This window comes from Anaeromusa sp. (assembly GCF_028691475.1).
Lineage (GTDB): Bacteria > Bacillota > Negativicutes > Anaeromusales > Anaeromusaceae > Anaeromusa.
In genome coordinates this window covers 1-22,805 of sequence record NZ_JAQUZF010000036.1, presented here as the reverse complement: position 1 = coordinate 22,805, position 22,805 = coordinate 1, and the positions used below count along the sequence as shown (strand labels likewise).

Sequence of the window (22,805 nt, the reverse complement as noted above, 5' to 3'; positions counted from 1 at the left end):
CTTCTAAGCCGTCGGTCGGGAGTTCGAATCTCTCCTGGGACACCATTGAAAATTGGCTGTCAGGAGAACCCAATGAAATAACAAGGGTTTCAGACGTTTATAAAGTGGTTTGTATCCATAGAAATGTGGAATACAGACCATTTTTTTATGCAGAACATAGAAAATGCGGGAGATGTATAGTTTAGGATAATAACCTGATTTAGGGAGAGGTGTTGGCAGGAAATCAGAAGTATAACGCGAAGTATACAAGCGAAGTTGGAGAGGGGGATTTTTATGCGGCAGTGGGGCCGGATTTTTTTGTTATGCCTATTCGTTTGTTGGGGAAGTGTTGCAGCGCAAGCCCAGCAGATTCAGTTGGATGTATTGACCGTGAACGATTTTCATGGCGCCTTGGCGCCGGAAGAGCGGCGTCCTGGTGCTGCGGTACTGATGGGGGCGATTGAGCAGGAACGCGCTAACAATCCCCAAGGAACGCTTCTTCTGGCGGGAGGAGATATGCTGCAAGGAAGCGTGGACTCCAATTTGCTCTATGGGCGTCCTGTTGTTGAAATGATGAATGCTATGCAAGTTGACGCCATGGCTTTGGGGAATCATGAATTTGACTGGGGCTTGCGGGTATTGCAGGAACGGGCCAAAGAAGCGCATTTTCCTTTTTTGTGCGGCAATGTAGTGGATAAGCAGACGGCTATGCCTTTGGAGTTTGTGAAGCCCTATGTTATTTTAGAAAGACAAGGCGTTAAAATTGCCGTCATTGGTGCGGTTACGCAGGAAACCCTCTATAAAAGTCATCCTAATGCGGTATTTGGTCTGGAAATTCAAGATCCTGCGGTTAGGATCAACGCTTGGGCTCAAGAGGCGCGTAAACATGGTGCATCCATCGTCATTGCGTTGACTCATTTGGCTTCCTATATGGATAAGGATGGCAAGATAACTGGAGAGGCTGCAGAGGCAGCCTCTAAGCTGACTGGAGTGAACGTGCTGGTAAGCGCACATTCTCATGAGCGGGTGGCTGGTTTTGTTAAAGGCATAGCCGTGCTGCAGGCGGAAGCCTATGGCCGCGGTTTGGGGAAAGTACGTCTTAACTATGATTCAAAAACGAGAACCGTACAGATGCTTTCTGCCAGCGTGACGGATTTGGTGGCGCATCCGGCACCGCCGGAGCCGCGCATGCAGGAACTGGTGCGCCGTCAGGAGGAACCGATTATAGCCTTAAAAGGACAGACGGTAGGTAGTTCGCTTTATCCCTTGGAGCATAGCCGTAATGCTTTTTCGCCATTGGGACAGTGGGTGGCGGATGCCATGCGTTCTTCTGTGCAAGCGGATGTGGCCTTTCTAAATGGAGGCGGTGTGCGTTTGGGGCTGCCGGCAGGGGAAATTTCTCTAGGACAGGTATATGCGGCGCTTCCCTTTGACAACACGCTATATACGGTACAACTGAGCGGGAAAGAAATCCGTAAAATTCTGGAGCATGGCTTATTTAATCCGACCTTTGGGATGCTGCAATTTTCGGGCTTAAAAGTCGTTTGCGATCCGGATATGCCAGAGGGATTTCGTATTAAAGAAGTCCGGTTGGCTAGCGGCGATGAGCTTGCAGATGGTAAGCACTATTTGGTGGTTGCCAATGACTTTATGGCAGCAGGCGGCGACGGGTACACGATGCTGCGTGAAGGCTTGGAGGGACGAGACACGTATATCTTCTTGCGTGATATCGTTTTACGCGAAATGAAGCGCCAACAACCGATTGACTTTACTGGCGATGAACGGCTGCTCGAACGTAAGGGAGACAGCTTGCGGCTGCCTGATGCGGCTTAAGGGACTTTGTAAAGAAGGTAAGAGCAGGGGGCTTGGATAAAATACATCCAGGCCTCTTTTTTTTATTTATGAAGCATGTTGGAAGCCGATAGTTAGAAGTACTTAGGGCAGGAATTTTTTATCTGTGCTAGGAATATAAATTTATAGACGTCAGAAACGATCAAGGGGCTGGGCTGAGGTAGTTAGTGATGTGAAAAAAGCGTTGGAGGATGTAATACGGAATTATGAATGAAGATGCTAGATGGTTAGGACAGATAAAACGGCTGGAGCGAAAAAGAAAATGGATTTGGCTGTGTGCGGCCCTGGCTTTTTTAGCTGCTTATTTTCATCGCACTGTAACCGGCGTTGTTGCGGACAGTTTAATGCGGGATTTTTCCATTGCGCAGGCGTCGGAGCTGGGCATGTTGTCGTCTATTTACTTTTATACGTATGCTGTGTTGCAGGTGCCTTCCGGCATGCTGGCGGATCGCTATGGACCGCGTTTGGTTATCAGCGCCTCAATCGTCATCGCAGCGGCGGGAGCGGCGCTGATTGCCGGTGCAGAAAGCCTGAACAGTCTCTACCTTGGCCGCTTTTTAGCAAGCGTGGGCGTCAGCGTGATTTATGTTAATGTGGTTAAGCTGCAGGCGGAATGGTTTCGTCTGCGGGAATTTGCGACCATGCTAGGCTTATTGACGCTCGTGGGAAACGGCGGTTCCTTACTGTCGGCTACGCCGTTAGCTGTGTTGGTAGAATCAACTGGGTGGCGATCCGCGTTTTTTTTGGTGGCGTTATATTCCGTGCTTATGGCGGGCGCTTGCTGGCTTGTGATTCGTAATCGTCCTGCAGAAGAGGGGCTTCCTTCTATGAAAGAGCTTGCAGCGCACGAATTTGGCGGTACCGTCGCAAGTTCTTCCGCGCAAACGGGGATGAAGTTGGGCTTGTTGACGGTGCTGCGCAACCGGCATACCTGGACGCCGTTTTTTGCATCGGTTGCGGTTTTTGGCGTCTATATGACCTTTAGCGGGATTTGGGGCGTACCTTATTTCATGCAGGTAATGCACATGTCGCGTGTGGAAGCGGCGAATCAAGTGCTGCTCATGTTTCTGGGAAATATGGCAGGAGCGCCCCTTGTAGGCTATTTTTCTGACCGCTTGGGGCGGCGGCGTAGTCCGTATATCGTGACAACTCTTTTGTTTCTGGCGGCTCTGGCTGGCTTAATGCTAGGCGGAGAGCAAATGCCTGCGTGGCTGTTATCCCTGCTTTGTTTTTTCTTTGGTATCGGCGTATCCGGCGTATCAGTGGCTGTTGTATGTGCCAAGGAGGTGAATCCGCCGCAGCTGACAGGGATTGCTGCTGGCGTGGTAAACTCGGCTCCTTTTGTTGGAGCGGCTCTCATGCAGCCGGCTTTTGGCTGGGTATTGGACCAGTTTTGGCAAGGCAGCATAGAGCATGGCGTAAAAATATATACATCCGAAGCATATCAAAATGCCTTTGGTCTGTGTGCTGTGGTTTTGCTGCTTGGTTTATTAGCGACCTTTTTGATTAAAGAGACCTATGGCAAACAGATAGGAAGTTGATACCGGGCTTAAGCGGATAAAACAAAACTCCTGCAGAAAACCGCAGGAGTTTTGCTGCAGGAGCTTGGTATTCAAATTTCACTAGTTGGCTTTTGCGTGGACGGAGTTGCCAAACTGGAACTGGAGAGGTCTAGTATTCTTTGCCAGTCGGCGACTGCAGCAGGGGATAATTTGTAAGAGCTTGTTTTGCCGTCCGCCGAGGTCAGCGTTAAACGAATGGAAGAACATTTACGAAACGCATCAAGCTCTGTTGAGGATAAGCCGTACATTGTGCTGCGCCAGGGGCTTAGAACGGCCGGATCCGGAGTTCCTGTGCGATTGTACATGGTATCGGCTTCAAGACGTTTTATTTGCAAGATATTATTGTCAATTTGCAAGTAAGCATGCTCTTGAAAGGTGCCGCGGTTGCTGTCCATGCGCAGCCAGAACGTAGGAGAAGCCCCTAAATCTATGTATTTTACCAAGGAACAGTAAGTCGTAGCATGGTTGTCGGTAAACTTTTGCCAACTCGAAAAGGCAATATTGTCGACGTCGCTTTCTCTAGCGATGCTGGCCAAAGAAAGACTGCAGCCCCACAAAAGAAAGAAGCAGAAAGTCAAAACAGATATTTTTTTCATTACACACCTCCGCGGGATTTTTATTGTTACTTCCCTAGAAAGAGGATTTTATCCTGCCAAGATTATGTGGAATAAAAAAATGTGATGAATTGCAGATGGACATAAGTCGCTTGTAGGAAATCGAGATGCCTGAGATTCCCATGTAAAGCAATTTCTTACAGGCTTGAAAGGAAAACCATAACTAACGTTATATGGCAGATTCGCGATTTTTGGCTTGCTGGGAAATTTAGATTATGTATTATCGCTGAAAAATCAACAATTTTCGCCGGAGAGTGCTATAATAAAAAATAAGGAAACCAGAGAAATGCAATTTTTAAAAGTATGGGAGGAGAAAACATGGCTGTAGTAAAAATTCCGTATAGCAAGGGTTTTATCGAGGCCCAATTTGATGATGCAAGATTAGTTGGTGTGCTTGAGTCTAAAGCGCACCATTATAAACCGGAGGCTGGCGAACAGGAGCTGGTGAAAAAAGCGTTGGAGAATCCAATTGGTTCTCCGAGGCTGCGTGACTTGGTCAAAGGGAAAAACAAAATTGTGATCATTGCCAGCGACCATACTCGTCCAGTGCCTAGTAAAATTATGGCGCCGATTATGCTTGAAGAGATTCGCAGCGGTAATCCGGAGGCGGACATTACTTTCTTGATTGCTACTGGCTTCCATCGTCCGACAACCAAAGAAGAGTTGATCGGCAAATTTGGGGAGAAAGTCGTTGCTGAAGAAAAAATAGTAGTTCATAATGCCTTTGAGCCGGAAGCTATGGTGAATATTGGCAAGCTTCCTTCGGGCGGCGATATTGTCATTAATAAATTGGCTGTAGAAGCGGACTTGCTGATTTCTGAAGGGTTTATTGAGCCGCACTTCTTTGCGGGCTTCTCGGGCGGTCGTAAAAGCGTTTTGCCGGGCGTAGTAAGCAAGGTAACGGTATTGGCTAATCACAATTCCCGTTTTATTGCCAGCGACAAAGCTAGAACCGGTAATTTGGAAGGCAATCCGATTCACATTGACATGCTGCATGCTGCTAAAACCGCTAAATTACAATTTATCTTGAATGTTGTTATTGATGCGGACAAAAAAATTATCAAAGCCTTTGCTGGCGATCTTGAAAAAGCGCATGCTGAAGGTACAAAATTTGCCGGTGAATTGGCTAATGTAGCCGCGAAACCTGCGGATATTGCTATTACTTCTAATGGCGGCTATCCGTTGGATCAAAATATCTATCAAGCGGTTAAGGGAATGAGCGCGGCAGAAGCCACTTGCCGTAAAGGCGGCGTGATTATCATCTGTGCAGCTTGTAACGACGGGCACGGCGGCGAAGACTTCTATGAGTGGTTTAAAAAGGCTGAGAGCGCACAAGCGGTTATGGATGAAATTATGGCCATTGAGCCCCAGCATACGCTGCCGGATCAATGGGAAGCCCAAATTTTGGCGCGCATCTTGATTGACCATACGGTCATTATGGTGACCGATCAGTGCGATCACAGCATGATCACAGACATGAAAATGAAAGTTGCCAATACGCTTCCGGAAGCGATGAAAATGGCTGAGGAAATTGTTGGCAAAGACGCCAGTATTACTGTGGTTCCGGATGGCGTTTCCGTAATCGTAAAATAGAAGAACCAGAAACCAACTAAAGGAGCTGCGGAATAATCCGCAGCTCCTTTTACAGTGGGGCGTTTTGAGATTAGCGTGGTTTGAAACATGATTTACAGCTGTTTCTCAACCTGTTAACGCCTCATATTCTTCGGTAGACAAGATGTTTTCAGGATTCAGGATGATGATTAAACGTTCGTCTATTTTTCCGATGCCTACAAGGTATTTACTGCTGAGATTTGCCACAAATTCTGGCTGTTGTTGAATTTGCTCGTCCGAGATGGTAACAATGTCAGTTACTTCATCTACAATACATCCCGCAACCGTGTTTTGAATGTTCAGCATAATAAACTTGCTTTCTTCTGCAATTACTGTTTTTTTAAGTCCTAGCTTAATGCCGAGATTAAAAATATAATTGATTTGTCCCCGCAAGTCAATCATACCTTCAATTACATCGGGCAAGCCAGGAACTTTGTGGATTTTGAATTTTTGAGGACGCAGTATGCCGCTTACGGCTAAAGCGTCAACACCATATTCTTCGCCGTTTAATTCAAAAACGACAAGTTGAATTTGAGCCATGGTTTCACCTCCTAATATAGTGGGCGCTTTACTAGCGTTCATCAGCTAAGGCATTTAGTTGCTCGGTGAGACTTTGAATTTCTTCGACGCTGGCAGTTACTTCTTCGATGGCAGCGGCTTGTTGTTCGGAAGTTAAAGCTGTTTCTTGTCCCATGGCTACGGTTTTTTCAACGGAACCGCTGATGGCAGTGGTAAATTCTTGGATTTTACCAACGGTTTGTTTAGAATCGGCGGAAAGTTTTCTGATTTCCTGGGCGACTACGCCGAAACCCAGGCCGGCTTCACCAGCTCGGGCGGCTTCAATGGCCGCGTTTAAACCCAGGAGGCGTGTTTCGTCGGCAATGTCTTTAATTAAGGTCGTTACCTGATTGATTTCGCCGGTAACGGTATTTACATTTTTGATTTCAAGATTTAATTTGCTTTGGTTTTCGCTTACAGTGCAGGCCGAGGCGGCTAATTCTTCCATAGTTGCTGAAATTTGTGCGATACCATCGTTGAGCACATTAGCAAGGGCTTTTAGTTTTCGCTGATGATAAGCGGATTTAGAAAGGCTGTTAGCAACAATGAAAAGGACATTAGCAGCGGCTTCGATACTTTCTTTGGTTAGTTTGCGAACTTCTTTTACGGCTTCGACATAACCCTCTTCGTCAACGCCGATTTCGCGGGCAATGCGACGATATTTTGTTTCGTCAGGCAACTCCGTTAAAACTTGGCCGCCCAGAATGGTGCCGATTTGTCTGCCTTCTACGATGATTGGCGCAGCAAAGTCGATTAAGCCGGCATGACATTCATAAACGACAGGTTTTCCAAGACGAGCTGCTTCTTCGCCGCCTTTGCGGTGAGACTCAGCGCAACGCTTGTCGCCGCATTCGGTGGCATGCGTATAGTCCATGCAAAAGCGAGTGTAAGAGCTCGGATCGGTAACCGGGGTGCCGTTAACATCAACCGTTACGCTGGCTAAACCTACGCCTTTCGCAAAGTCGTCCTGGAAGCGTTGAAGGAAATCGAGGTCTATTACGTCTGTTATTTTCAGATCGTTTAAGTCATCGGACGTTGTCAATTTGAAGTGTTGTTTCATAATTCATCGCTCCTTTTTGGCTAAACCCAAGGTGATAGAGTCAGGAAAAAAGGAAGTTGAGCAAGCATTGTGTCCTTTGTTATATTTTACACTACAAACTATCAATTCGCAATTTTCAAATAATTATTTTAAAATAATGTTATCAAGGTAGACTTTTTTAGGGTCGAGTAGATGATGATTGAGGTTGAAAGATATGGATAAAGTAAGCATTGTAAAAACCTTAAATTATGATATGGCGGAAGTTGAGCGCGGCGTACGGGCCGCGGTTGATTTAGCGGGCGGCATGGCGGCGTTTGTGAAGCCGGGACAGCTGGTGCTGGTTAAGCCCAATATGCTGGAAAGCGGCCATCGAGATTTTTTGGTGACAACTCATCCAGAAGTGGTGCGGGCGGTGTTGCGCCTGGTTAAAGAAGCGGGCGGCATGCCCTTGGTGGGGGATTCGCCAGCCTTTGAAAGTACGCAGAAGGTGGCTGAAAAGACCGGCATAATGGCTGTGTGCCGGGAAGAGGGGGCTAGATTAGTTTCATTTGATGAAACATGCCGCGTGTCGTATGCTGCGGGAAAAATGGCGCAAGGCTTTTCGTTGGCTAAGGCTTGCGTGGAAGTTGACGTTGTTGTTTCCGTAGCAAAAATGAAGACGCACTCATTGACTGGAATTACAGGGGCTGTAAAGAATCTTTTTGGCGCCGTAGTGGGAGGGGAAAAAGCGCAGTATCATTTGCGCATGCAAAAGCATGCGGATTTTGCGGCGTGGTTGGTTGATTTGGCGGAATGCTTACGGCCGGCTTTGTCGATTATAGACGGCGTGCGAGCGATGGAAGGGCAGGGGCCGCGCAATGGCGCGGCGTATGAGGCCGGCGTGGTGCTGGCTGGCGCCAATCCGTTTGCGGTAGACGCAGCCATGGGGCGCCTTATGGGCTTTGCTGGAGGCAGGCTGCCGGTGGAATTGGAGGCTGTACGGCGTGGTTTGGTGAATTTGGAGAGATTGAAGTTAGTGGGAGATGGGAGGGACCTTGCTTTCGGTTTTGTGCCGCCCCATACCTATGAAAATTTGGAAGAGGTTGTGCCTTCCTGGCTGGCGGCTGCGGCGCGGCGAGAGTTGACGGCCTGGCCAGTGGTGGATGCTGCTAAATGCATTCGCTGCGGACGTTGTGTGGCGCACTGCCCGCCGCACGCCATGTCAATACGAGAGAAGGTCCTTATTGACCAAGCGCGTTGCATTCGTTGTTACTGCTGTCAGGAATTGTGTCCGGCTGATGCAGTACAGTTGAAAAAAGGGCGGTTGCTGCGCTTATGGCAAAGCTGGAAAAAATGGCGCGGGCGGTAGAAAAGCAACGGGTTAAGACGACGTACGGGAATAACGATAGTAAAGTAAATTGATCTTTTAAGCTTCGCTGTCTGGCGAAGACTGTCAGTAGATGAATGCTGGGAGGGGGAAACATGATCAAAAGAGTCGATGTATCCAGTCGTCTTGGCAGTGAACTGCCGCAGCAGCAAGAAAGTTATGAAGAGGGGCGGATGCAGGGAAAGGCGAGTGATGCTTTTTCGCGCATTTTACAAAGACTGTTACGGCCATCGCGCAAGAGTCGGAAGAGTTCCAAAAAATAAGAAGAGGAATTTTGCATGCGCTGGCGAAAAATAAAAAAGTTACCTTGCTGCTAGAAAGAAAGTGGGCAGCGGGCTGAACGGGAGGGCGTATGCGAATTGCTGTCATTGACGGGCAAGGCGGCGGTATGGGTAAGATCATTGTGGATCGCATCCGACGCGAGTTCCGGGAAGAAATGGACGTGCTGGCGCTAGGTACTAATGCGCTGGCGACAGCGGCTATGTTGAAGGCGGGCGCCAATGAGGGCGCTACCGGTGAAAATGCCATTGTGCGGAATGTGGAACGCGTGGATCTGATTGTCGGTCCCCTAAGTATTTTATTGGCGAACGCCATGTTGGGGGAATTGACGCCGCGGATGGCGGAAGCTATTGCCAGCGCGGGAGTTCCTAAAATTGTGTTGCCGCTACATAGGGAAAATGTGGAAGTCCTGGGTTCTTCAAATGAGCCGCTGCCGCATCTAGTGGATGCGTTATTGGATGAGTTGCGAAAGAAAAAGGAGGCCGGTTCAAATGTGTGAGGCCAATGTATATTTGCTGGAGAACGGGAAGGAAGAGCTATTGTTGGAGCGTGTAGATACGATTGTTCCTAAAGGCAATGAAATTTTTTTAGAGAATATTTTTGGACAACGTAAAACCTTGGCTGCGCAGATTAAAGAATTGCATTTGGTGGACCACCGGATCATTCTGGAACGGGTGCAGAAATAGGCATGATTGACATTCGGCAGTTAGTAAAGCAATTTGGCTCTCGAACGGCGGTGGACGGGCTGGAATTGCGCATCCCCGCAGGAGAGATTTTTGGCCTTTTAGGGCCGAACGGCGCCGGCAAAACGACAACCATTCGCATCTTGACCACCTTGGCCAAGGCCAGCTCCGGCGAAGTGTTGGTTCATGGCTTTCGTTTAGGCAGTGAGGATGCGCAGATTAAAAAGCTGATCGGCGTTGTGCCGCAGCACTTTAACCTGGATGTGGACTTGACGGTGGAAGAAAATCTGGAATTGCACGGGCGCTTGCATCACATGGAGCGCTCTCTTTTGTTGCAGCGCATGAGTATGTTGTTGGAGTATGTGGAGCTGCAGGATCGTCGCAAGGAACGGATTCAGAGTTTGTCGGGAGGCATGAAGAGACGGGTGATGATTGCACGGGCGTTGTTGCATGAGCCGAAAATATTGTTTTTGGATGAGCCTACGGTGGGGCTGGATCCGCAAGTGAGGCGTCGTTTGTGGGACTTGATTCGCCGCCTGAATAAAGACGGGGTTACAGTACTGCTGACAACCCATTATATTGAAGAAGCGGAGCATCTGTGCCATCGTGTGGGGATTCTGGATAAGGGACGGCTTATTGCTTTAGAAACACCTGCGGTATTGTGTCAGCGCGTGGGCCCTTTTGTTGTTGAGTGGCCGGGAGAAGAGGGGCTGGAAAGCCGGTTCTTTTCCGAACGCAGCGAAGCGGCGGCTTTTGCGGCGCAGCTTGCGGGGGACGCGGTGTTACGGCAGTCTAATCTGGAGGATGTATTTGTAGAAATGACGGGACGCAGGGTGAGTGTATGATCGAAGATGTATGGACTGTATTTTGGCGAGACTGGCTTGTATTGCACCGCCGCCTGGCTAAGTTTATTTTATCGCGCATGGTAACGCCGATTTTGTACCTGGTCGCTTTTGGCTGGGGTTTGGGCCGTTCTATGTCCTGGAGCGGCGGCAGTTATTTGGACTATATTGTACCGGGCATCTTGGCGCTGAATTCCATGAATATCAGCTTTAGCTCCGTAGGCTCGCCGCTTAATATGAGCCGCTTGTACCATAAGACATTGGAAGAATATCTGATTGCGCCTATTTCTTCCGTTTCTTTTGTTGTAGGCAAGATTTTGGGCGGCGTAGTCCGCGGTATGTTATCTTCGCTGGTGATTTTGTTATTGGCCTGGCTGTTTGGCGCTGTGCTGAATTTGGACGGCTGGTTTGTACTGTTTCTATTTTGCAATTGCTTTTTGTTTGCGGCTTTAGGCGTTGTAGCGGCCTTGCTTATTGACTCGCATGAGGATATGGCCAACTTCAGTACGTACATATTATTACCTATGTCTTTTTTGTGCGGTACCTTTTTTTCCCCGGACCGCTTGCCTCAGGCGGCAGCCTGGGTAGTGGAGCTGTTGCCGCTGACCCACGCCAGCCAGTCCCTTCGCCAGTTGGCTGGGGGCGGAGAAATTCCTTTTGTTTCGCTTGCAGTGTTGTTGCTTTATGGCGTGGCTTTTTCCGTCTGGGGCGTGAGGGCGCTTGAAAAACTTCGTCGCTGTTAGAAACTTGACAGGACGGCTTTAGTGGGATATACTTACTTACGCAGATGACTCCGTAGCTCAGCTGGATAGAGCGTTTGACTACGAATCAAAAGGTCGCAGGTTCGAATCCTGCCGGGGTCACCATTATGATTAGTAAAGCTTTGCGATAAATTCGCAAAGCTTTTTTTATTTCTAGATTACGTAATCGATAAAGGAACAATATGGAAAATGCGATATCATTATTGTAGGGATGGGAAGACGGAATGATTCTGTCGCGGATTCATCAAGGAGGATGATGCTATGAAAATTACCGAATCGACAGTGAAGCTGAGCAGTCAGCACACAGCGGTGAGCAAAACCCAGGAGCAAGAGACTCTGGAAGTCTGGGTGGACGGCAAACAGGGGGCTAAGGCGGGAACGGACGCAGTCAAAGTAGATGTATCGGCGCTGGCCAAGGAACTGCAGCAGAAGGCGACGGGAACCGAGGCTGCGAAAGAAGTGACAGATCCCTTTGAAATGAGCGATGAGAACAAGCGTAAACTGGAAATGCTGCAACGCTTTATGGAGGCGTTAACAGGGAAGAAGTTTAAGTTTGTCATGCCGCAGCTTGATAAAGAGACGCGTCGGGCGATGACAACGCAGGTGAGCCTGCAACTGAATGTTGCAGGAGGCGGCAGCGGCAGCGCCGTGCAGGCGGGTCCGCAGCGCGTTGGCTGGGGCGTTCGTTACGACTACAGTCGGGAACACTATGAAGCGGAACAAGTATCCTTTCAGGCGCAGGGCCTTGTCAAAACCGCAGATGGTCGGGAAATTCGCTTTGATATGCAAATGAACATGAGCCGAGAATTATATCAGAGCGAGCACCTTAGTCTCAAGGCGGGGGATGCGGCCATTGATCCGTTGGTGATTGAATTTGGCGAACCTTTTGCTAAATTTTCCGGGCAAAAAGTTAATTTTGACTTAGATAACGACGGTTCAGCGGAAGAAATTCCTTTTTTAGCGTCAGGCAGCGGCTTTTTGATGCTGGATAAGAATAATGACGGCAAGGCGACGGACGGCAGCGAATTGTTCGGGCCTTCGACAGGTCAGGGCTTTTCCGAATTGGCTGCATATGATAGTGACGGCAATCAATGGATTGATGAAAATGATTCGATTTACAATAAGCTGCGGATTTGGACGAAAGACGCTAATGGCCAGGATCAGCTTCTGGCGTTGGGCCAAGCTGGAGTGGGCGCTATTTATTTAGGGAATGTATCGACCGAATTTTCCATGAAGGATGCTGCAGGCAATGCCCAGGGGCAGATGCGGACGAGCAGCGTCTTTCTTAAAGAAAATGGTCAGGTCGGCATGGTCAAGCAGATTGATTTGATAGTGTAAAAAACAATAAAAAAAGGACAGCAAGTGCATAAATGCTTGCTGTCCTTTTGAATTACCTTATAAAATGGTGCGGGCGAGAGGACTTGAACCTCCACACCTTACGGCAACAGATCCTAAGTCTGCCGCGTCTGCCATTCCGCCACGCCCGCGAGAAAATAAAAAATGGTGACCCACGTTGGACTCGAACCAACGACACCCTGATTAAAAGTCAGGTGCTCTACCGACTGAGCTAGTGGGTCATAATGGCTGGGGCGGCTGGACTCGAACCAACGCATACCGGAGTCAAAGTCCGGTGCCTTACCGACTTGGCTACGCCCCAACAGTATGAAATTAATGGGGTGACTAGAGGGGTTCGAACCCTCGAATAACGGAGCCACAATCCGCCGTGTTAACCACTTCACCATAGCCACCATGTCTTTGCGACGTGATTTATTATAGACTAGGAAGGGAGGAGATGTCAAGGGCCATTTTGTAAAACGTTATTATCTTGGTATAAGAGGGTGCGAACGCAGTTGTTTTGCGGTGCGAAGCGTACGGAGGCTGCTAAGTTGGAAGGGGATGGGGTCACTTTTTGAAAAATTTGCGGGAATTAGTTTTTCTGCAAAGAAGATGTTTTTTATTATTATTAAGGAAGGGAAATTAAATGCGCTTAAACGGTTGACACTGCTGGTGCAAATGGTATATAATCATATACGTTGCTGAGGACAGCGGCAGCATAAATGCGGAAGTGGCTCAGTGGTAGAGCATCGCCTTGCCAAGGCGAGGGTCGCGAGTTCGAATCTCGTCTTCCGCTCCAGAAAATCAAACCAGCAGGGAACTGCTGGTTTTTTTGCGTCTGTTTCTTGTTTTTCCCCTGGGTGTGTGATAACATATTATGCATGACATGCGCATGCCCGTTTTTGGCTGCGCCATGAAGTCTATCATCAGGGAGGATTCGGCATTCATGAAAGTAACTGCGGAAAAGCTCGACAACCATAAAATGACTCTGGAAATTGAAGTACCTCAGGCAGAGGTGGCTAAAGCCATTGACCAAGCCTGCCGCCAGTTGGCGAACCAAGTAAGCATTCCTGGCTTTCGTAAAGGCAAAGTGCCGCGTAAGATTTTAGAGCAGCGCATTGGTAAAGAAGCCATTTTAAACGAAGCGTTTGAGTTGATGGCTGGCAAGGCGTACGGCCAGGCGCTGGATGAGCAGGAATTAGATCCCGTAACTCGCCCGGAAGTGGAAGTTGTAACTTTGGCGGAAGATCAGCCGCTGGTGTTTAAAGCAACGGTCACGGTAAAACCGGAAGTAACTTTGGGCGAATACAAAAACCTGAAGGTCGAGGCTCCTTCGACGGAAGTGTCCGACGAAGAAGTTGAAAAACAACTGCAGTCCATGCGGGAGCGGCAGGCTAAAATGGTTGTTGCTGAAGGCGCTGAATTGGCCAACGGTGATTTTGCCATTATTGATTTTAAAGGTTTTGTGGCAGGAGAAGCCTTTGAAGGCGGCGAAGGTAAAGCATATCCGCTGGAAATCGGCTCCGGTTCCTTTATTCCCGGCTTTGAGGAGCAATTGGTCGGCGCTAAAGCCGGCGAAGAGCGTAAAGTCAATGTAACCTTCCCGGAAGAGTATCATGCAGAAGCGCTGGCTGGCAAAGAAGCTGTGTTTGAAGTTACCATTCAGGACATTAAGCGCAAAGAACTGCCGGCTCTTGACGACGAGTTCGCCAAAGACGCCAGCGTATTTGCTACGCTGGATGAACTGCGGGCCGACGTGCGCAACAAATTGGAACAAACGGCCGCTACCCGTGCGGAAACCGAGTTCCGGACTACGGCGATTAAACTGGCTGTTTCGAATGCAACAGTGGACTTGCCGGAAGTAATGGTGGAGCAGCGCATTGATAACATGATCAATGATCTGGACATCAACTTGCAAAGTCGGGGTATGCGTTTGGAGCAGTACTTGGCTTTCTCCAAAATGGACATGGCGGCATTGAAAGAGCAGTATCGCGAGCCGGCTACCGAAGCGGTAAAAGGCGATATGGTCTTAGAAGCCATCGTGAAGGCGGAAAATATTGAAGCGGCTCCGGAAGATTTGGAAGCGGAAATGGTTACTATGGCTTCCGCTTATGGCAGCAAAGTTAAAGATGTGGCCAAAATCATCCAAAAGCAGGGCTATACCGGTGCATTCTTGCAGTCCATTCTGCGTAAAAAAGCAACTCAGTTGATTTTGGATACCGTAGAAAAAGCATAAAGGGCTGTGTAATACTATCTAATTTAACTAGAAACTGTTGTCGATTTTCGGCAACAGTTTCACTACCATACAGAGAGGTGTGAAAACATGAGCTATGTGCCGATCGTTGTGGAACAATCCAGCCGTGGAGAACGTTCCTATGACATTTATTCGAGACTTTTAAAAGATCGTATTGTTTTTTTGGGCGGTCCCATTGACGATCATGTGGCCAATCTGGTCATTGCCCAGCTTTTGTTTTTGGAATCGGAAGATCCGGATAAAGACATCCATCTTTATATCAACAGCCCCGGCGGCGTGGTAACGGCTGGCATGGCTATTTACGATACCATGCAGTATATCAAGCCGGATGTATCGACCATTTGCATCGGCTCGGCCGCTTCCATGGGCGCGTTGCTTTTAACTGCAGGCGCTAAAGGGAAACGGTACGCTTTGCCGTATGCGCGGGTTATGATTCATCAGCCTCTTGGCGGCGCACAGGGGCAGGCAACAGATATTGAGATTCAGGCCAAAGAGATTTTACGGATGAAGGAGACTCTGAACGGCATTTTGGCTTCGCATACCGGCCAGCCATTGGAACGGGTCTGCCAAGATACGGAACGGGATTACTTCATGTCCAGCGAACAGGCGTTAGAGTATGGCATTATTGATTCCGTGATTCGGCGGGATGAACGAAATCCGAAGACTCCGGAATAGGAGAGTGAAACTATGTTGAAATTCGGAGACGATAAAAGCCAACTGAAATGTTCTTTTTGCGGCAAGCTGCAAGAGCAGGTGCGCAAGCTGGTAGCAGGTCCTGGCGTCTATATTTGTGATGAATGCATTGAATTATGCAATGAAATCATCGAAGAAGAGTTGGGAGAAGAAGTAGAAGTAGAGCTTACGTCGCTTCCTAAACCCAAGCAGATCAAGGATATTTTGGATCAATACGTCATTGGGCAAGAGGATGCTAAAAAGACCTTGGCCGTGGCTGTGTACAACCACTATAAACGCATCAACTACGGAGCGCGCAAGGACGAGGTGGAATTGCAAAAATCCAATATCGTCATGGTGGGACCTACCGGCAGCGGCAAGACTCTCTTGGCGCAGACTCTAGCGAAGATTTTGAATGTACCTTTTGCGGTTGCGGACGCTACCTCATTGACCGAAGCAGGCTATGTTGGCGAGGATGTGGAAAACATTCTGCTTAAGCTGATTCAGGCTGCGGATTATGATGTGGAACGGGCGGAAAAAGGGATTATTTATATCGATGAAATCGATAAAATCGCCCGCAAATCCGAAAACCCGTCCATTACCCGCGACGTATCTGGCGAGGGCGTGCAACAGGCGCTCTTGAAAATTCTGGAGGGAACGGTTGCCAGCGTGCCGCCTCAGGGGGGACGCAAGCATCCGCATCAGGAGTTTATCCAGATTGATACGACGAATATTCTCTTTATCTGCGGCGGAGCTTTCAGCGGCGTCGATAAGCTTATCAGCGGTCGCGTAGGCCAAAAATCTATGGGCTTCGGCGCAGAGATCAAGAGCAAGCACGAGGAAAACATCGGTGAATTGTTGCGGAAGATTTTACCGGAAGATTTGCTGAAATTTGGTTTGATTCCGGAATTTATCGGCCGCCTGCCGGTGATTGTCACGCTGGATGCGCTGGATGAAGAAGCGCTGATGCGCATTTTGGTAGAGCCCAAAAATGCGCTGGTGAAGCAGTATCAGAAGTTCTTGGAGATGGACGAGGTGCAGCTGGAATTCCAACCGGATGCGCTGCAGGCCATCGCCAAAGAAGCGCTTAAGCGCAATACCGGAGCTCGCGGGTTGCGCGCTATCATCGAAAGCATTATGCGTAATGTCATGTATGAGGTTCCTTCAAACAGTGAGATTAGCAAATGCACGGTGACGCAAGAAGCGGTTCTCCACCAAGCTGACCCCTTGTTGAGCAAGGAAAAAGAAAAAAAGGGGCGCGGCAAAAAAGAAGAGTCGGCATGAGCTAAAGCCGGTAGGGTGCACCCTGCCGGCTTTCTTGATAATGTGATTTGGAAAAAGAATCCTCGTAAAGGAGGACGTAGTAAATGAACAATGCAGAAATTTTTAACGCAAAACGTACCTTGCCCTTGCTGCCGTTGCGGGGCATTTTGGTTTTTCCTTATATGATCATCCATTTGGATGTGGGCCGTGAAAAGTCGGTCAAGGCCCTTGAGGCGGCGATGCTTGCGGAGCGTCAGATCGTTTTGGCGACCCAGATGGATGCGCAGATTGACACGCCGACGCCCGAAGAAATCTATCGTTGCGGCACGGTGGCGGAGATTAAGCAATTATTGAAGCTTCCTGGCGGCACGATTCGTGTGCTTGTAGAAGGTTTGCGGCGAGCTCGCATTGAGTCGTACCTGGACACGGAAGATTTTTTCCAAGTAGAAGTCAGCGAAGCCGTAGAGGATGTACAAGCGACGCCCGCCGTGGAAGCTTATAAGCGAAACATGGTAGAGGCTTTTGAAAAGTGGGCTAAATTGAGCAAGAAAATTCCGCCGGAAACTCTTGTCTCTGTTTTATCCATTAACGAAAGCGGGCGGTTAGCGGACTTGATTGCCAGCCATCTGACATTGAAATTAGAAGATAAGCAAATGCTTTTGGAAGCGCTGGACGTGGAAGAACGACTGGAAAAGCTTTGCGATATTTTAGCCAGAGAATTGGAAATTCTTGAGTTAGAAAAGAAGATCAGCGGTCAAGTGCGCAAGCAAATGGAAAAGACGCAGAAAGAATACTATCTGCGCGAACAGATGAAGGCCATCCAAAAAGAGCTCGGTGACAAGGATGAGCGTATGGCCGAGGTGGAGGAATACCGGCGGCGCTTGGCGGCGTTGGAGCTGCCCAAGGAAACAGCGGATAAAATCGCCAAAGAGATTGACCGGTTGGAAAAAATGCCTTCTATGACGGCGGAAACGGCGGTTTTGCGCAACTATCTAGATTGGGTGCTGGTGCTTCCTTGGAAGGAAGAAACAGAAGACTTATTGGATATTACGGCGGCGGAAACCATCTTGAATGAGGATCATTACGGTCTGGAAAAGGTTAAAGAGCGTATTTTGGAATATCTTTCCGTGCGTCAACTGACGGAAAGTATGAAAGGACCGATCCTTTGTCTGGTGGGCCCGCCTGGCGTGGGTAAAACCTCCTTGGCTCGCTCTGTAGCGCGCTCGTTGGGACGGAAGTTTGTCCGTATTTCCCTGGGCGGTGTTCGGGATGAAGCGGAGATTCGCGGGCATCGGCGCACCTATGTCGGGGCGTTGCCTGGCAGGATTATTCAGGGAATGCGTACAGCGGGCAGCAAGAATCCGGTATTTTTGCTCGATGAAATCGACAAGATGAACGCCGACTTCCGTGGAGATCCGTCTTCAGCGCTGCTGGAGGTGCTGGATCCAGAACAGAACAACACCTTTAGCGACCATTATGTGGAGCTTCCTTTTGACTTGTCGAAGGTGCTTTGGATGGTGACTGCCAATGTGCTGCACAGCATTCCCCGGCCGCTTTTAGACCGTATGGAGGTCATTCATCTGGCCGGGTATACAGAAGAGGAAAAACTGGAAATTGCCAAGCAGTACCTTTTGTCGAAACAGCTGAAGGAAAATGGGTTGAAGCCCAGTAAACTGAATGTGCCGGAGAAGGTATTGGTGCGCTTGATTCGGGAATACACTCGTGAAGCCGGTGTACGTGGCCTGGAACGGACCATTGCCACCCTATGCCGCAAGGCAGCGAGGCAGATTGTGCAAAACAAGAAAAAAAGCATCCGGGTGACAGAGAAAAATTTGGAAACCTATATGGGGATTCCACGCTTCCGTCAATCGCCAGCAGAGAAGAAGAATCAAATCGGCGTCAGTACTGGCTTGGCTTGGACGGAAGTAGGCGGTGATGTACTGCCTGTAGAGGTTTCTGTGCTTAACGGCAAAGGCGCTTTGCTGTTAACCGGTAAATTGGGCGAGGTCATGCGGGAATCGGCTCAGGCTGGCGTCAGCTACATTCGCTCTAAGGTCGAGGAACTTGGTATTGACGAAGAGTTTCATGCCAAAAAAGACTTGCATATTCATTTGCCAGAGGGCGCCATTCCCAAAGATGGTCCTTCGGCAGGAATCACCATGGCTACCGCTGTGATCTCGGCTTTGACAGGACGTGCGGTGAGGGGCGACTTGGCGATGACTGGCGAGATTACGCTGCGGGGACGGGTGCTGCCTGTAGGAGGCGTTAAGGAAAAGGTTCTGGCAGCTCATCGCTTGGGCATTCGTACAATTATTCTTCCTAAAGAAAATCGTCGTGATTTAGAAGACATTCCGGCGGACATCCGCAAGGAGCTTCGTTTTGTAGAAGTAGAACACATGGATGAAGTGTTGAAAGAGGCATTGGTGAAATAGGAATGAGTTCAGAAAAAGAACGGTTGGACATTATACAGGCGCAGTATGTCGCTTCGGCGGTTCGGCGCGACCAGTTTCCCGAAGAGGCGCTGCCGGAGGTAGCTTTTATTGGTCGCTCTAATGTCGGTAAGTCATCGTTAATTAATTCGGTGTGCCGCCATCGCGGCTTAGCCAGGACTAGCGGCACACCGGGAAAAACGCAAACTATTAATTTTTTTAAAGTGCTTATGAGGGAAGGGGAGGAGCGCCTCCCCTTCCATTTGGTGGACTTGCCTGGCTATGGCTATGCAAAAACGGGTCAGGAAAAACGTAAAATCTGGAGTCGCTTTATTGCAGACTATTTTACTCAGTCGCCCTATTTGCGCTTGGTTTGCCTATTGGTTGATATTCGTCATGCCCCCATGCCCAGCGACATAGAAATGTTTCGACGCTTGGCGGACAAAGGACTGCCGTTACAGCTGATTTTAACGAAGGCAGACAAGATTAGCAAGAATCAGGTGGCCTCTGCGGTAGCAAATGCGAGAAAATCATTGCAAACGCAAGGAATAGCCGAAGTGATGGCTTATTCGGCGCAAAATGGTCAAGGTCGGCAAGAATTGCTTGACTTAATTAAGCTTATTTTGTAAAATAAAACACATGAAAAATAGATTTCAAAGATGACTTATATATTTGCATATTGGTCTGGTTTTGAAATTGAATGGAGAAGACATGCTGACAGAGTTTGATAAAAAGCTGTTGAATATTCTTCAGACCGACCTGCCTTTGGCAAGCCGGCCTTTTCAAGTCTTGGCGGAGCGGTTGCAATGCCAGGAACAGACGGTACTGGAGCGATTGCTCTATCTGAAGACCCACGGTTATCTGCGACGCGTAGGCGCGTTTTTTGACTCCCGCCAATTGGGGTATGTTAGTACGCTGGTGGCGGTTAAAGTACAGCCGGTGCAAATGGATGCAGTAGCCAGGGCCATCAATGCCTATGCAGGCGTAACGCACAATTATGAGCGCGAAGGGGAATACAACCTCTGGTTTGCACTTATTTCTCCGAGCTTAGCGGAGGAAACTCGTATTTTGGAAGCAATTCGCGCCTTGGCCGGTGTAGAAGAAGTACTGAGCCTGCCGGCTACGGAAAAATATAAAGTAAGCGTGCAATTTACGTTGTAAGGTGGAGGAAGCCCGCAAATGGATCTAATTGATCGAAAAATTGTCATAGCCATGCAGGATGAATTTCCTCTTGTGCCGGAGCCTTATCGAGAATTGGCGGGGCGGATTGGTATTTCCGAGGAAGAACTGCTAACGCGTCTGCAAAAGCAGAAGCAAAGAGGCTGTATTCGTAAAATGGGCGCTGTGCTTCGGCACCGCGAAGTTGGTTATACGGCCAATGCGCTTTGCGCCTGGATTGTTGAAGAAGAGCGCTTGGCTCAAGTAGGGAGTATCATGGCGGCGCATCCGGCAGTAACACACTGTTACGCCAGGAAGAACGCACCGCAATGGCCTTATAATTTCTACGTCATGCTTCATTCCCAATCGCGGGAAGCATGTTGCGCCTTAGCGGCGGAACTTGCAGAGCAGGCAGAGGAAAGAAACTATACGATGCTCTTTAGCACACGTGAGTGGAAAAAGACCAGCATGCGTTATTTCGCCGAACACGAATCAGTTTAAGAGCAAGGTGCCTGCTTCCCCGAAGGAAGAGGACTTTCTAAAGGGAGCAGGCTTTATTCTTACTCTTTTTTTACATTAAATTTTCTTAAAATAGTGCATTTTTCGTCTTAATTACTAGATATACAGTTTTTTTCTGTAATGCAAGGTATCAGGCTTTCGCTCGCAAGCAAATTGCGACATTGAAACCGCATTAGCAGGCTCAATGTGCGAAAGATGAGATACAACTTGGAGTGGGAATTTTTTACGGGAGGTGATGAAGACCCTATGCGCGCGCCGTACAGCTCCTTTCCTCGGGGCAACTTCTTTCCAGCTGACGGTGCAGGAAGCAAAGCGGTAACACAATTTTTCCTAAAAGACGAAGCTTTTTTACAACATTATCTGTTTAGAGAAAGGAAGTTGACTACACATGACATGGACCCAAATGTATGATCCCATGGGCAGTTTGGCATTATCCTCGTTAGTAGCTGCTATTCCGATGATTATTATTTTCTACATGCTGGCGATTCGTCGTACTCCTGGTCACATCGCTGGCGCCGTTGCTGTAACTTCGGCGGTGTTGATTGCGATTCTCGCCTATAAGATGCCTGCTGGCATGGCCTTGTCGGTTACTGGCGTGGGCGCTCTTTACGGTATCTTCCCAATTTTCTGGATCGTTATTATGGCTATTTTTATTTACAATATTACAGTAGAAACGGGACAATTCGAGATCGTTAAGAACTCGATTGCCGCTATTACGGATGACCGTCGTCTGCAGGCCCTCTTGGTTGCCTTCGCTTTCGGCGCGTTCCTTGAAGGTGCTGCCGGTTTCGGTACGCCTGTTGCCATTTCCGCCGGCATGTTGGTGGGTCTGGGCTTCAACCCGCTGTATGCCGCTGGTCTGTGCTTGATTGCCAATACGGCTCCGGTTGCTTTCGGCGGTATTGGTATTCCGATTATCGTTGCTGGTCAGGTTTCTGGCGTAGATACCATGCAAATCAGCGCCATGGTAGGCCGTCAGCTGCCTTTCCTTTCCGTCATTATTCCGATTTGGCTGGTTACCTTGATGGCTGGCTGGAAATCCTGCATGGAAGTTCTGCCGGCTTGCTTGGTGGCTGGTGTTTCCTTCGCTGGTTTGCAGTGGTTCTCCTCGAACTACCTCGGACCAGAACTGCCCGACATCTTGTCCTCCTTGGCTGCGATCATTTCGCTGGCTCTGTTCCTGCGGGTGTGGAAGCCTGCTACGATCTGGCGCTTTGAAAACGAAAAAGCTCCTACGCTGCAGGTTAAGGGAACTGATTCTACTGCTGCCGTAATCAAAGCTTGGTCTCCGTTCATCATCCTGACGGTTATGGTTATTCTTTGGGGTCTGAAGCCGGTTGCGTCCATGCTTGACACTGTAACCTTGAAATGGCTGGTTCCTGGCTTGCATAAAGCCATTATCCAGGTGGCTCCGATTGCGAAGAGCCCCAAAGCTATGGACGTTATCTTCAAAGTCAACTGGTTGAGCGCCGCCGGTACGGCGTTGCTTTTCGCAAGTATTTTCTCCTCCATGGTTCTGGGCGTTGGACCGAGCCGTTATTTCTCTATCTTGGGCCGTACTTTCAGCCAGTTGAAAAAGCCCTTGATTACCATTCCTTGCGTTTTAGGCTTGGCTTATATCATGAACTTCTCTGGCATGAGCGCTACCATGGGTCTGTTCTTGGCAGGCACGGGCAGCTTGTTCCCCTTCTTTGCACCGGTATTGGGCTGGTTGGGCGTGTTCCTGACAGGCTCTGATACTTCGGCTAATGCTCTCTTTGGCAACCTGCAGGCTGTTACGGCGCAGCAGGTTGGCGTTGATCCCGTTTTGACGGTTGCGGCCAACTCTTCAGGCGGTGTAACCGGTAAAATGATCTCGCCTCAGTCCATTGCTGTTGCTACGGCTGCTACCGGTTTGGTAGGCAAGGAAGGCGATTTGTTTAACTTTACGGTTATGCACTCCTTCGTGTTGTGTATCATTGTTTGTATCATGACTTATGCTCAGGCATATTTCTTGTCCTGGATGATTCCGCACTAAGCAGTAATTTTCG

Annotated in this window: 21 protein-coding genes and 6 tRNA genes; 20 read left to right on the top strand and 7 right to left on the bottom strand. The window is 48.8% G+C overall.

The genetic code is table 11. The features are described 5' to 3' along the window. Positions 1 to 273: 273 nt before the first annotated feature. Both PHF27_RS06880 and PHF27_RS06875 read left to right on the top strand, forming a co-directional pair. Positions 274 to 1,812: a 5'-nucleotidase C-terminal domain-containing protein gene (locus PHF27_RS06880; protein WP_300067600.1), complete on the top strand. Its 1,539-nt coding sequence runs from the start codon at positions 274 to 276 to the stop codon at positions 1,810 to 1,812. A 224-nt stretch (positions 1,813 to 2,036) separates the two neighbouring features. Next, positions 2,037 to 3,371, top strand: coding sequence for an MFS transporter (locus tag PHF27_RS06875; RefSeq protein ID WP_300067598.1), 1,335 nt, complete (start codon positions 2,037 to 2,039; stop codon positions 3,369 to 3,371). A gap of 71 nt (positions 3,372 to 3,442) precedes the next feature. Here the strand turns inward: PHF27_RS06875 and PHF27_RS06870 are convergent, their stop codons facing one another. Then, the gene (locus PHF27_RS06870) at positions 3,443 to 3,988 is read right to left on the bottom strand and encodes a hypothetical protein (protein WP_300067597.1); all 546 of its coding nucleotides are present in this window, start codon (positions 3,986 to 3,988) and stop codon (positions 3,443 to 3,445) included. A gap of 336 nt (positions 3,989 to 4,324) precedes the next feature. Between PHF27_RS06870 and larA the strand changes: the two genes are divergently transcribed. Then, complete coding sequence (gene larA / locus PHF27_RS06865) at positions 4,325 to 5,599, top strand: nickel-dependent lactate racemase (protein ID WP_300067595.1); 1,275 nt, start codon at positions 4,325 to 4,327, stop codon at positions 5,597 to 5,599. A gap of 105 nt (positions 5,600 to 5,704) precedes the next feature. Here larA and PHF27_RS06860 read toward each other — a convergent pair whose 3' ends face one another. Both PHF27_RS06860 and PHF27_RS06855 read right to left on the bottom strand, forming a co-directional pair. Continuing rightward, positions 5,705 to 6,157, bottom strand: coding sequence for a chemotaxis protein CheW (locus PHF27_RS06860; RefSeq protein ID WP_300067593.1), 453 nt, complete (start codon positions 6,155 to 6,157; stop codon positions 5,705 to 5,707). A 31-nt stretch (positions 6,158 to 6,188) separates the two neighbouring features. Further along, positions 6,189 to 7,235 carry a PocR ligand-binding domain-containing protein gene (locus PHF27_RS06855; RefSeq protein ID WP_300067591.1) on the bottom strand — a complete coding sequence of 349 codons (1,047 nt, stop codon included), beginning with the start codon at positions 7,233 to 7,235 and terminating at the stop codon, positions 6,189 to 6,191. Positions 7,236 to 7,428: 193 nt separating this feature from the next. On the opposite strand from PHF27_RS06855, the gene PHF27_RS06850 reads away from it, so the two are divergent. The 8 genes from PHF27_RS06850 (at position 7,429) to PHF27_RS06815 (ending at position 12,483) form a co-directional block, all read left to right on the top strand. Next, positions 7,429 to 8,562 carry a DUF362 domain-containing protein gene (locus tag PHF27_RS06850; RefSeq protein ID WP_300067589.1) on the top strand — a complete coding sequence of 378 codons (1,134 nt, stop codon included), beginning with the start codon at positions 7,429 to 7,431 and terminating at the stop codon, positions 8,560 to 8,562. Positions 8,563 to 8,675: 113 nt separating this feature from the next. After that, positions 8,676 to 8,843: a hypothetical protein gene (locus PHF27_RS06845; RefSeq protein WP_300067587.1), complete on the top strand. Its 168-nt coding sequence runs from the start codon at positions 8,676 to 8,678 to the stop codon at positions 8,841 to 8,843. Between the two features lie 89 nt (positions 8,844 to 8,932). Next, the gene (locus tag PHF27_RS06840; RefSeq protein ID WP_300067585.1) at positions 8,933 to 9,358 is read left to right on the top strand and encodes a DUF3842 family protein; all 426 of its coding nucleotides are present in this window, start codon (positions 8,933 to 8,935) and stop codon (positions 9,356 to 9,358) included. Next, entirely contained in the window at positions 9,351 to 9,545 is a 195-nt protein-coding gene (locus tag PHF27_RS06835; RefSeq protein WP_300067584.1) for a CooT family nickel-binding protein, read from the top strand. The genes PHF27_RS06840 and PHF27_RS06835 overlap by 8 nt, the downstream gene beginning before the upstream one ends. Positions 9,546 to 9,547: 2 nt before the next feature. Then, complete coding sequence (locus tag PHF27_RS06830) at positions 9,548 to 10,387, top strand: ABC transporter ATP-binding protein (protein ID WP_300067582.1); 840 nt, start codon at positions 9,548 to 9,550, stop codon at positions 10,385 to 10,387. Continuing rightward, positions 10,384 to 11,127, top strand: coding sequence for an ABC transporter permease (locus tag PHF27_RS06825; protein WP_300067580.1), 744 nt, complete (start codon positions 10,384 to 10,386; stop codon positions 11,125 to 11,127). Before PHF27_RS06830 ends, PHF27_RS06825 begins: the two co-directional genes overlap by 4 nt. 46 nt (positions 11,128 to 11,173) lie before the next feature. Continuing rightward, a tRNA-Arg gene (locus PHF27_RS06820) sits at positions 11,174 to 11,250 on the top strand. Between the two features lie 156 nt (positions 11,251 to 11,406). After that, the gene (locus tag PHF27_RS06815) at positions 11,407 to 12,483 is read left to right on the top strand and encodes a hypothetical protein (protein WP_300067578.1); all 1,077 of its coding nucleotides are present in this window, start codon (positions 11,407 to 11,409) and stop codon (positions 12,481 to 12,483) included. A 65-nt stretch (positions 12,484 to 12,548) separates the two neighbouring features. Here the strand turns inward: PHF27_RS06815 and PHF27_RS06810 are convergent. The 4 genes from PHF27_RS06810 to PHF27_RS06795 form a co-directional block, all read right to left on the bottom strand. Then, positions 12,549 to 12,632, bottom strand: a tRNA-Leu gene (locus PHF27_RS06810). 14 nt (positions 12,633 to 12,646) lie between these two features. Further along, positions 12,647 to 12,722: transfer RNA gene (locus tag PHF27_RS06805), tRNA-Lys, on the bottom strand. Positions 12,723 to 12,726: 4 nt separating this feature from the next. Then, positions 12,727 to 12,802 (bottom strand) — tRNA-Gln (locus PHF27_RS06800). A 15-nt stretch (positions 12,803 to 12,817) separates the two neighbouring features. Continuing rightward, a tRNA-His gene (locus PHF27_RS06795) sits at positions 12,818 to 12,893 on the bottom strand. A 311-nt stretch (positions 12,894 to 13,204) separates the two neighbouring features. On the opposite strand from PHF27_RS06795, the gene PHF27_RS06790 reads away from it, so the two are divergent. From PHF27_RS06790 to PHF27_RS06750, 9 genes are all read left to right on the top strand, one after another. Then, positions 13,205 to 13,279 (top strand) — tRNA-Gly (locus PHF27_RS06790). A 147-nt stretch (positions 13,280 to 13,426) separates the two neighbouring features. Beyond that, positions 13,427 to 14,716: a trigger factor gene (gene tig, locus PHF27_RS06785; RefSeq protein ID WP_300067576.1), complete on the top strand. Its 1,290-nt coding sequence runs from the start codon at positions 13,427 to 13,429 to the stop codon at positions 14,714 to 14,716. A gap of 87 nt (positions 14,717 to 14,803) precedes the next feature. After that, on the top strand, positions 14,804 to 15,409 hold the full coding sequence (gene clpP, locus PHF27_RS06780; RefSeq protein WP_300067574.1) for an ATP-dependent Clp endopeptidase proteolytic subunit ClpP: 606 nt from the start codon (positions 14,804 to 14,806) through the stop codon (positions 15,407 to 15,409). A 12-nt stretch (positions 15,410 to 15,421) separates the two neighbouring features. Continuing rightward, positions 15,422 to 16,690, top strand: a complete 1,269-nt coding sequence (gene clpX / locus PHF27_RS06775) for an ATP-dependent Clp protease ATP-binding subunit ClpX (protein WP_300067572.1) — start codon at positions 15,422 to 15,424, stop codon at positions 16,688 to 16,690. Positions 16,691 to 16,773: 83 nt separating this feature from the next. Next, positions 16,774 to 19,101 carry an endopeptidase La gene (lon, locus tag PHF27_RS06770; RefSeq protein ID WP_300067570.1) on the top strand — a complete coding sequence of 776 codons (2,328 nt, stop codon included), beginning with the start codon at positions 16,774 to 16,776 and terminating at the stop codon, positions 19,099 to 19,101. Between the two features lie 2 nt (positions 19,102 to 19,103). After that, the gene (gene yihA, locus PHF27_RS06765) at positions 19,104 to 19,727 is read left to right on the top strand and encodes a ribosome biogenesis GTP-binding protein YihA/YsxC (protein ID WP_300067568.1); all 624 of its coding nucleotides are present in this window, start codon (positions 19,104 to 19,106) and stop codon (positions 19,725 to 19,727) included. Between the two features lie 82 nt (positions 19,728 to 19,809). Continuing rightward, positions 19,810 to 20,259 carry an AsnC family transcriptional regulator gene (locus PHF27_RS06760; protein ID WP_300067566.1) on the top strand — a complete coding sequence of 150 codons (450 nt, stop codon included), beginning with the start codon at positions 19,810 to 19,812 and terminating at the stop codon, positions 20,257 to 20,259. Between the two features lie 18 nt (positions 20,260 to 20,277). Further along, positions 20,278 to 20,757, top strand: a complete 480-nt coding sequence (locus tag PHF27_RS06755; RefSeq protein ID WP_300067564.1) for an AsnC family transcriptional regulator — start codon at positions 20,278 to 20,280, stop codon at positions 20,755 to 20,757. Positions 20,758 to 21,163: 406 nt separating this feature from the next. Then, a complete protein-coding gene (locus PHF27_RS06750; RefSeq protein ID WP_300067562.1) occupies positions 21,164 to 22,792 on the top strand; it encodes a lactate permease LctP family transporter in 1,629 nt (542 codons plus the stop codon). The last annotated feature ends 13 nt before the right edge of the window (positions 22,793 to 22,805 follow it).

What these genes read in the sequence shown, in the direction of transcription:
- PHF27_RS06850 (WP_300067589.1), top strand. Translation starts at nt 7,429, where the DNA reads ATGGATAAAGTAAGCATTGTAAAAACCTTAAATTATGATATGGCGGAA.
- PHF27_RS06840 (WP_300067585.1), top strand. Translation starts at nt 8,933, where the DNA reads ATGCGAATTGCTGTCATTGACGGGCAAGGCGGCGGTATGGGTAAGATC.
- tig (WP_300067576.1), top strand. Translation starts at nt 13,427, where the DNA reads ATGAAAGTAACTGCGGAAAAGCTCGACAACCATAAAATGACTCTGGAA.
- PHF27_RS06835 (WP_300067584.1), top strand. Translation starts at nt 9,351, where the DNA reads ATGTGTGAGGCCAATGTATATTTGCTGGAGAACGGGAAGGAAGAGCTA.
- PHF27_RS06760 (WP_300067566.1), top strand. Translation starts at nt 19,810, where the DNA reads ATGCTGACAGAGTTTGATAAAAAGCTGTTGAATATTCTTCAGACCGAC.
- PHF27_RS06855 (WP_300067591.1), bottom strand. Translation starts at nt 7,235, where the DNA reads ATGAAACAACACTTCAAATTGACAACGTCCGATGACTTAAACGATCTG.
- clpX (WP_300067572.1), top strand. Translation starts at nt 15,422, where the DNA reads ATGTTGAAATTCGGAGACGATAAAAGCCAACTGAAATGTTCTTTTTGC.
- PHF27_RS06825 (WP_300067580.1), top strand. Translation starts at nt 10,384, where the DNA reads ATGATCGAAGATGTATGGACTGTATTTTGGCGAGACTGGCTTGTATTG.
- PHF27_RS06880 (WP_300067600.1), top strand. Translation starts at nt 274, where the DNA reads ATGCGGCAGTGGGGCCGGATTTTTTTGTTATGCCTATTCGTTTGTTGG.
- PHF27_RS06830 (WP_300067582.1), top strand. Translation starts at nt 9,548, where the DNA reads ATGATTGACATTCGGCAGTTAGTAAAGCAATTTGGCTCTCGAACGGCG.
- clpP (WP_300067574.1), top strand. Translation starts at nt 14,804, where the DNA reads ATGAGCTATGTGCCGATCGTTGTGGAACAATCCAGCCGTGGAGAACGT.
- yihA (WP_300067568.1), top strand. Translation starts at nt 19,104, where the DNA reads ATGAGTTCAGAAAAAGAACGGTTGGACATTATACAGGCGCAGTATGTC.
- PHF27_RS06815 (WP_300067578.1), top strand. Translation starts at nt 11,407, where the DNA reads ATGAAAATTACCGAATCGACAGTGAAGCTGAGCAGTCAGCACACAGCG.
- PHF27_RS06870 (WP_300067597.1), bottom strand. Translation starts at nt 3,988, where the DNA reads ATGAAAAAAATATCTGTTTTGACTTTCTGCTTCTTTCTTTTGTGGGGC.
- lon (WP_300067570.1), top strand. Translation starts at nt 16,774, where the DNA reads ATGAACAATGCAGAAATTTTTAACGCAAAACGTACCTTGCCCTTGCTG.
- larA (WP_300067595.1), top strand. Translation starts at nt 4,325, where the DNA reads ATGGCTGTAGTAAAAATTCCGTATAGCAAGGGTTTTATCGAGGCCCAA.
- PHF27_RS06750 (WP_300067562.1), top strand. Translation starts at nt 21,164, where the DNA reads ATGACATGGACCCAAATGTATGATCCCATGGGCAGTTTGGCATTATCC.
- PHF27_RS06755 (WP_300067564.1), top strand. Translation starts at nt 20,278, where the DNA reads ATGGATCTAATTGATCGAAAAATTGTCATAGCCATGCAGGATGAATTT.
- PHF27_RS06875 (WP_300067598.1), top strand. Translation starts at nt 2,037, where the DNA reads ATGAATGAAGATGCTAGATGGTTAGGACAGATAAAACGGCTGGAGCGA.
- PHF27_RS06845 (WP_300067587.1), top strand. Translation starts at nt 8,676, where the DNA reads ATGATCAAAAGAGTCGATGTATCCAGTCGTCTTGGCAGTGAACTGCCG.
- PHF27_RS06860 (WP_300067593.1), bottom strand. Translation starts at nt 6,157, where the DNA reads ATGGCTCAAATTCAACTTGTCGTTTTTGAATTAAACGGCGAAGAATAT.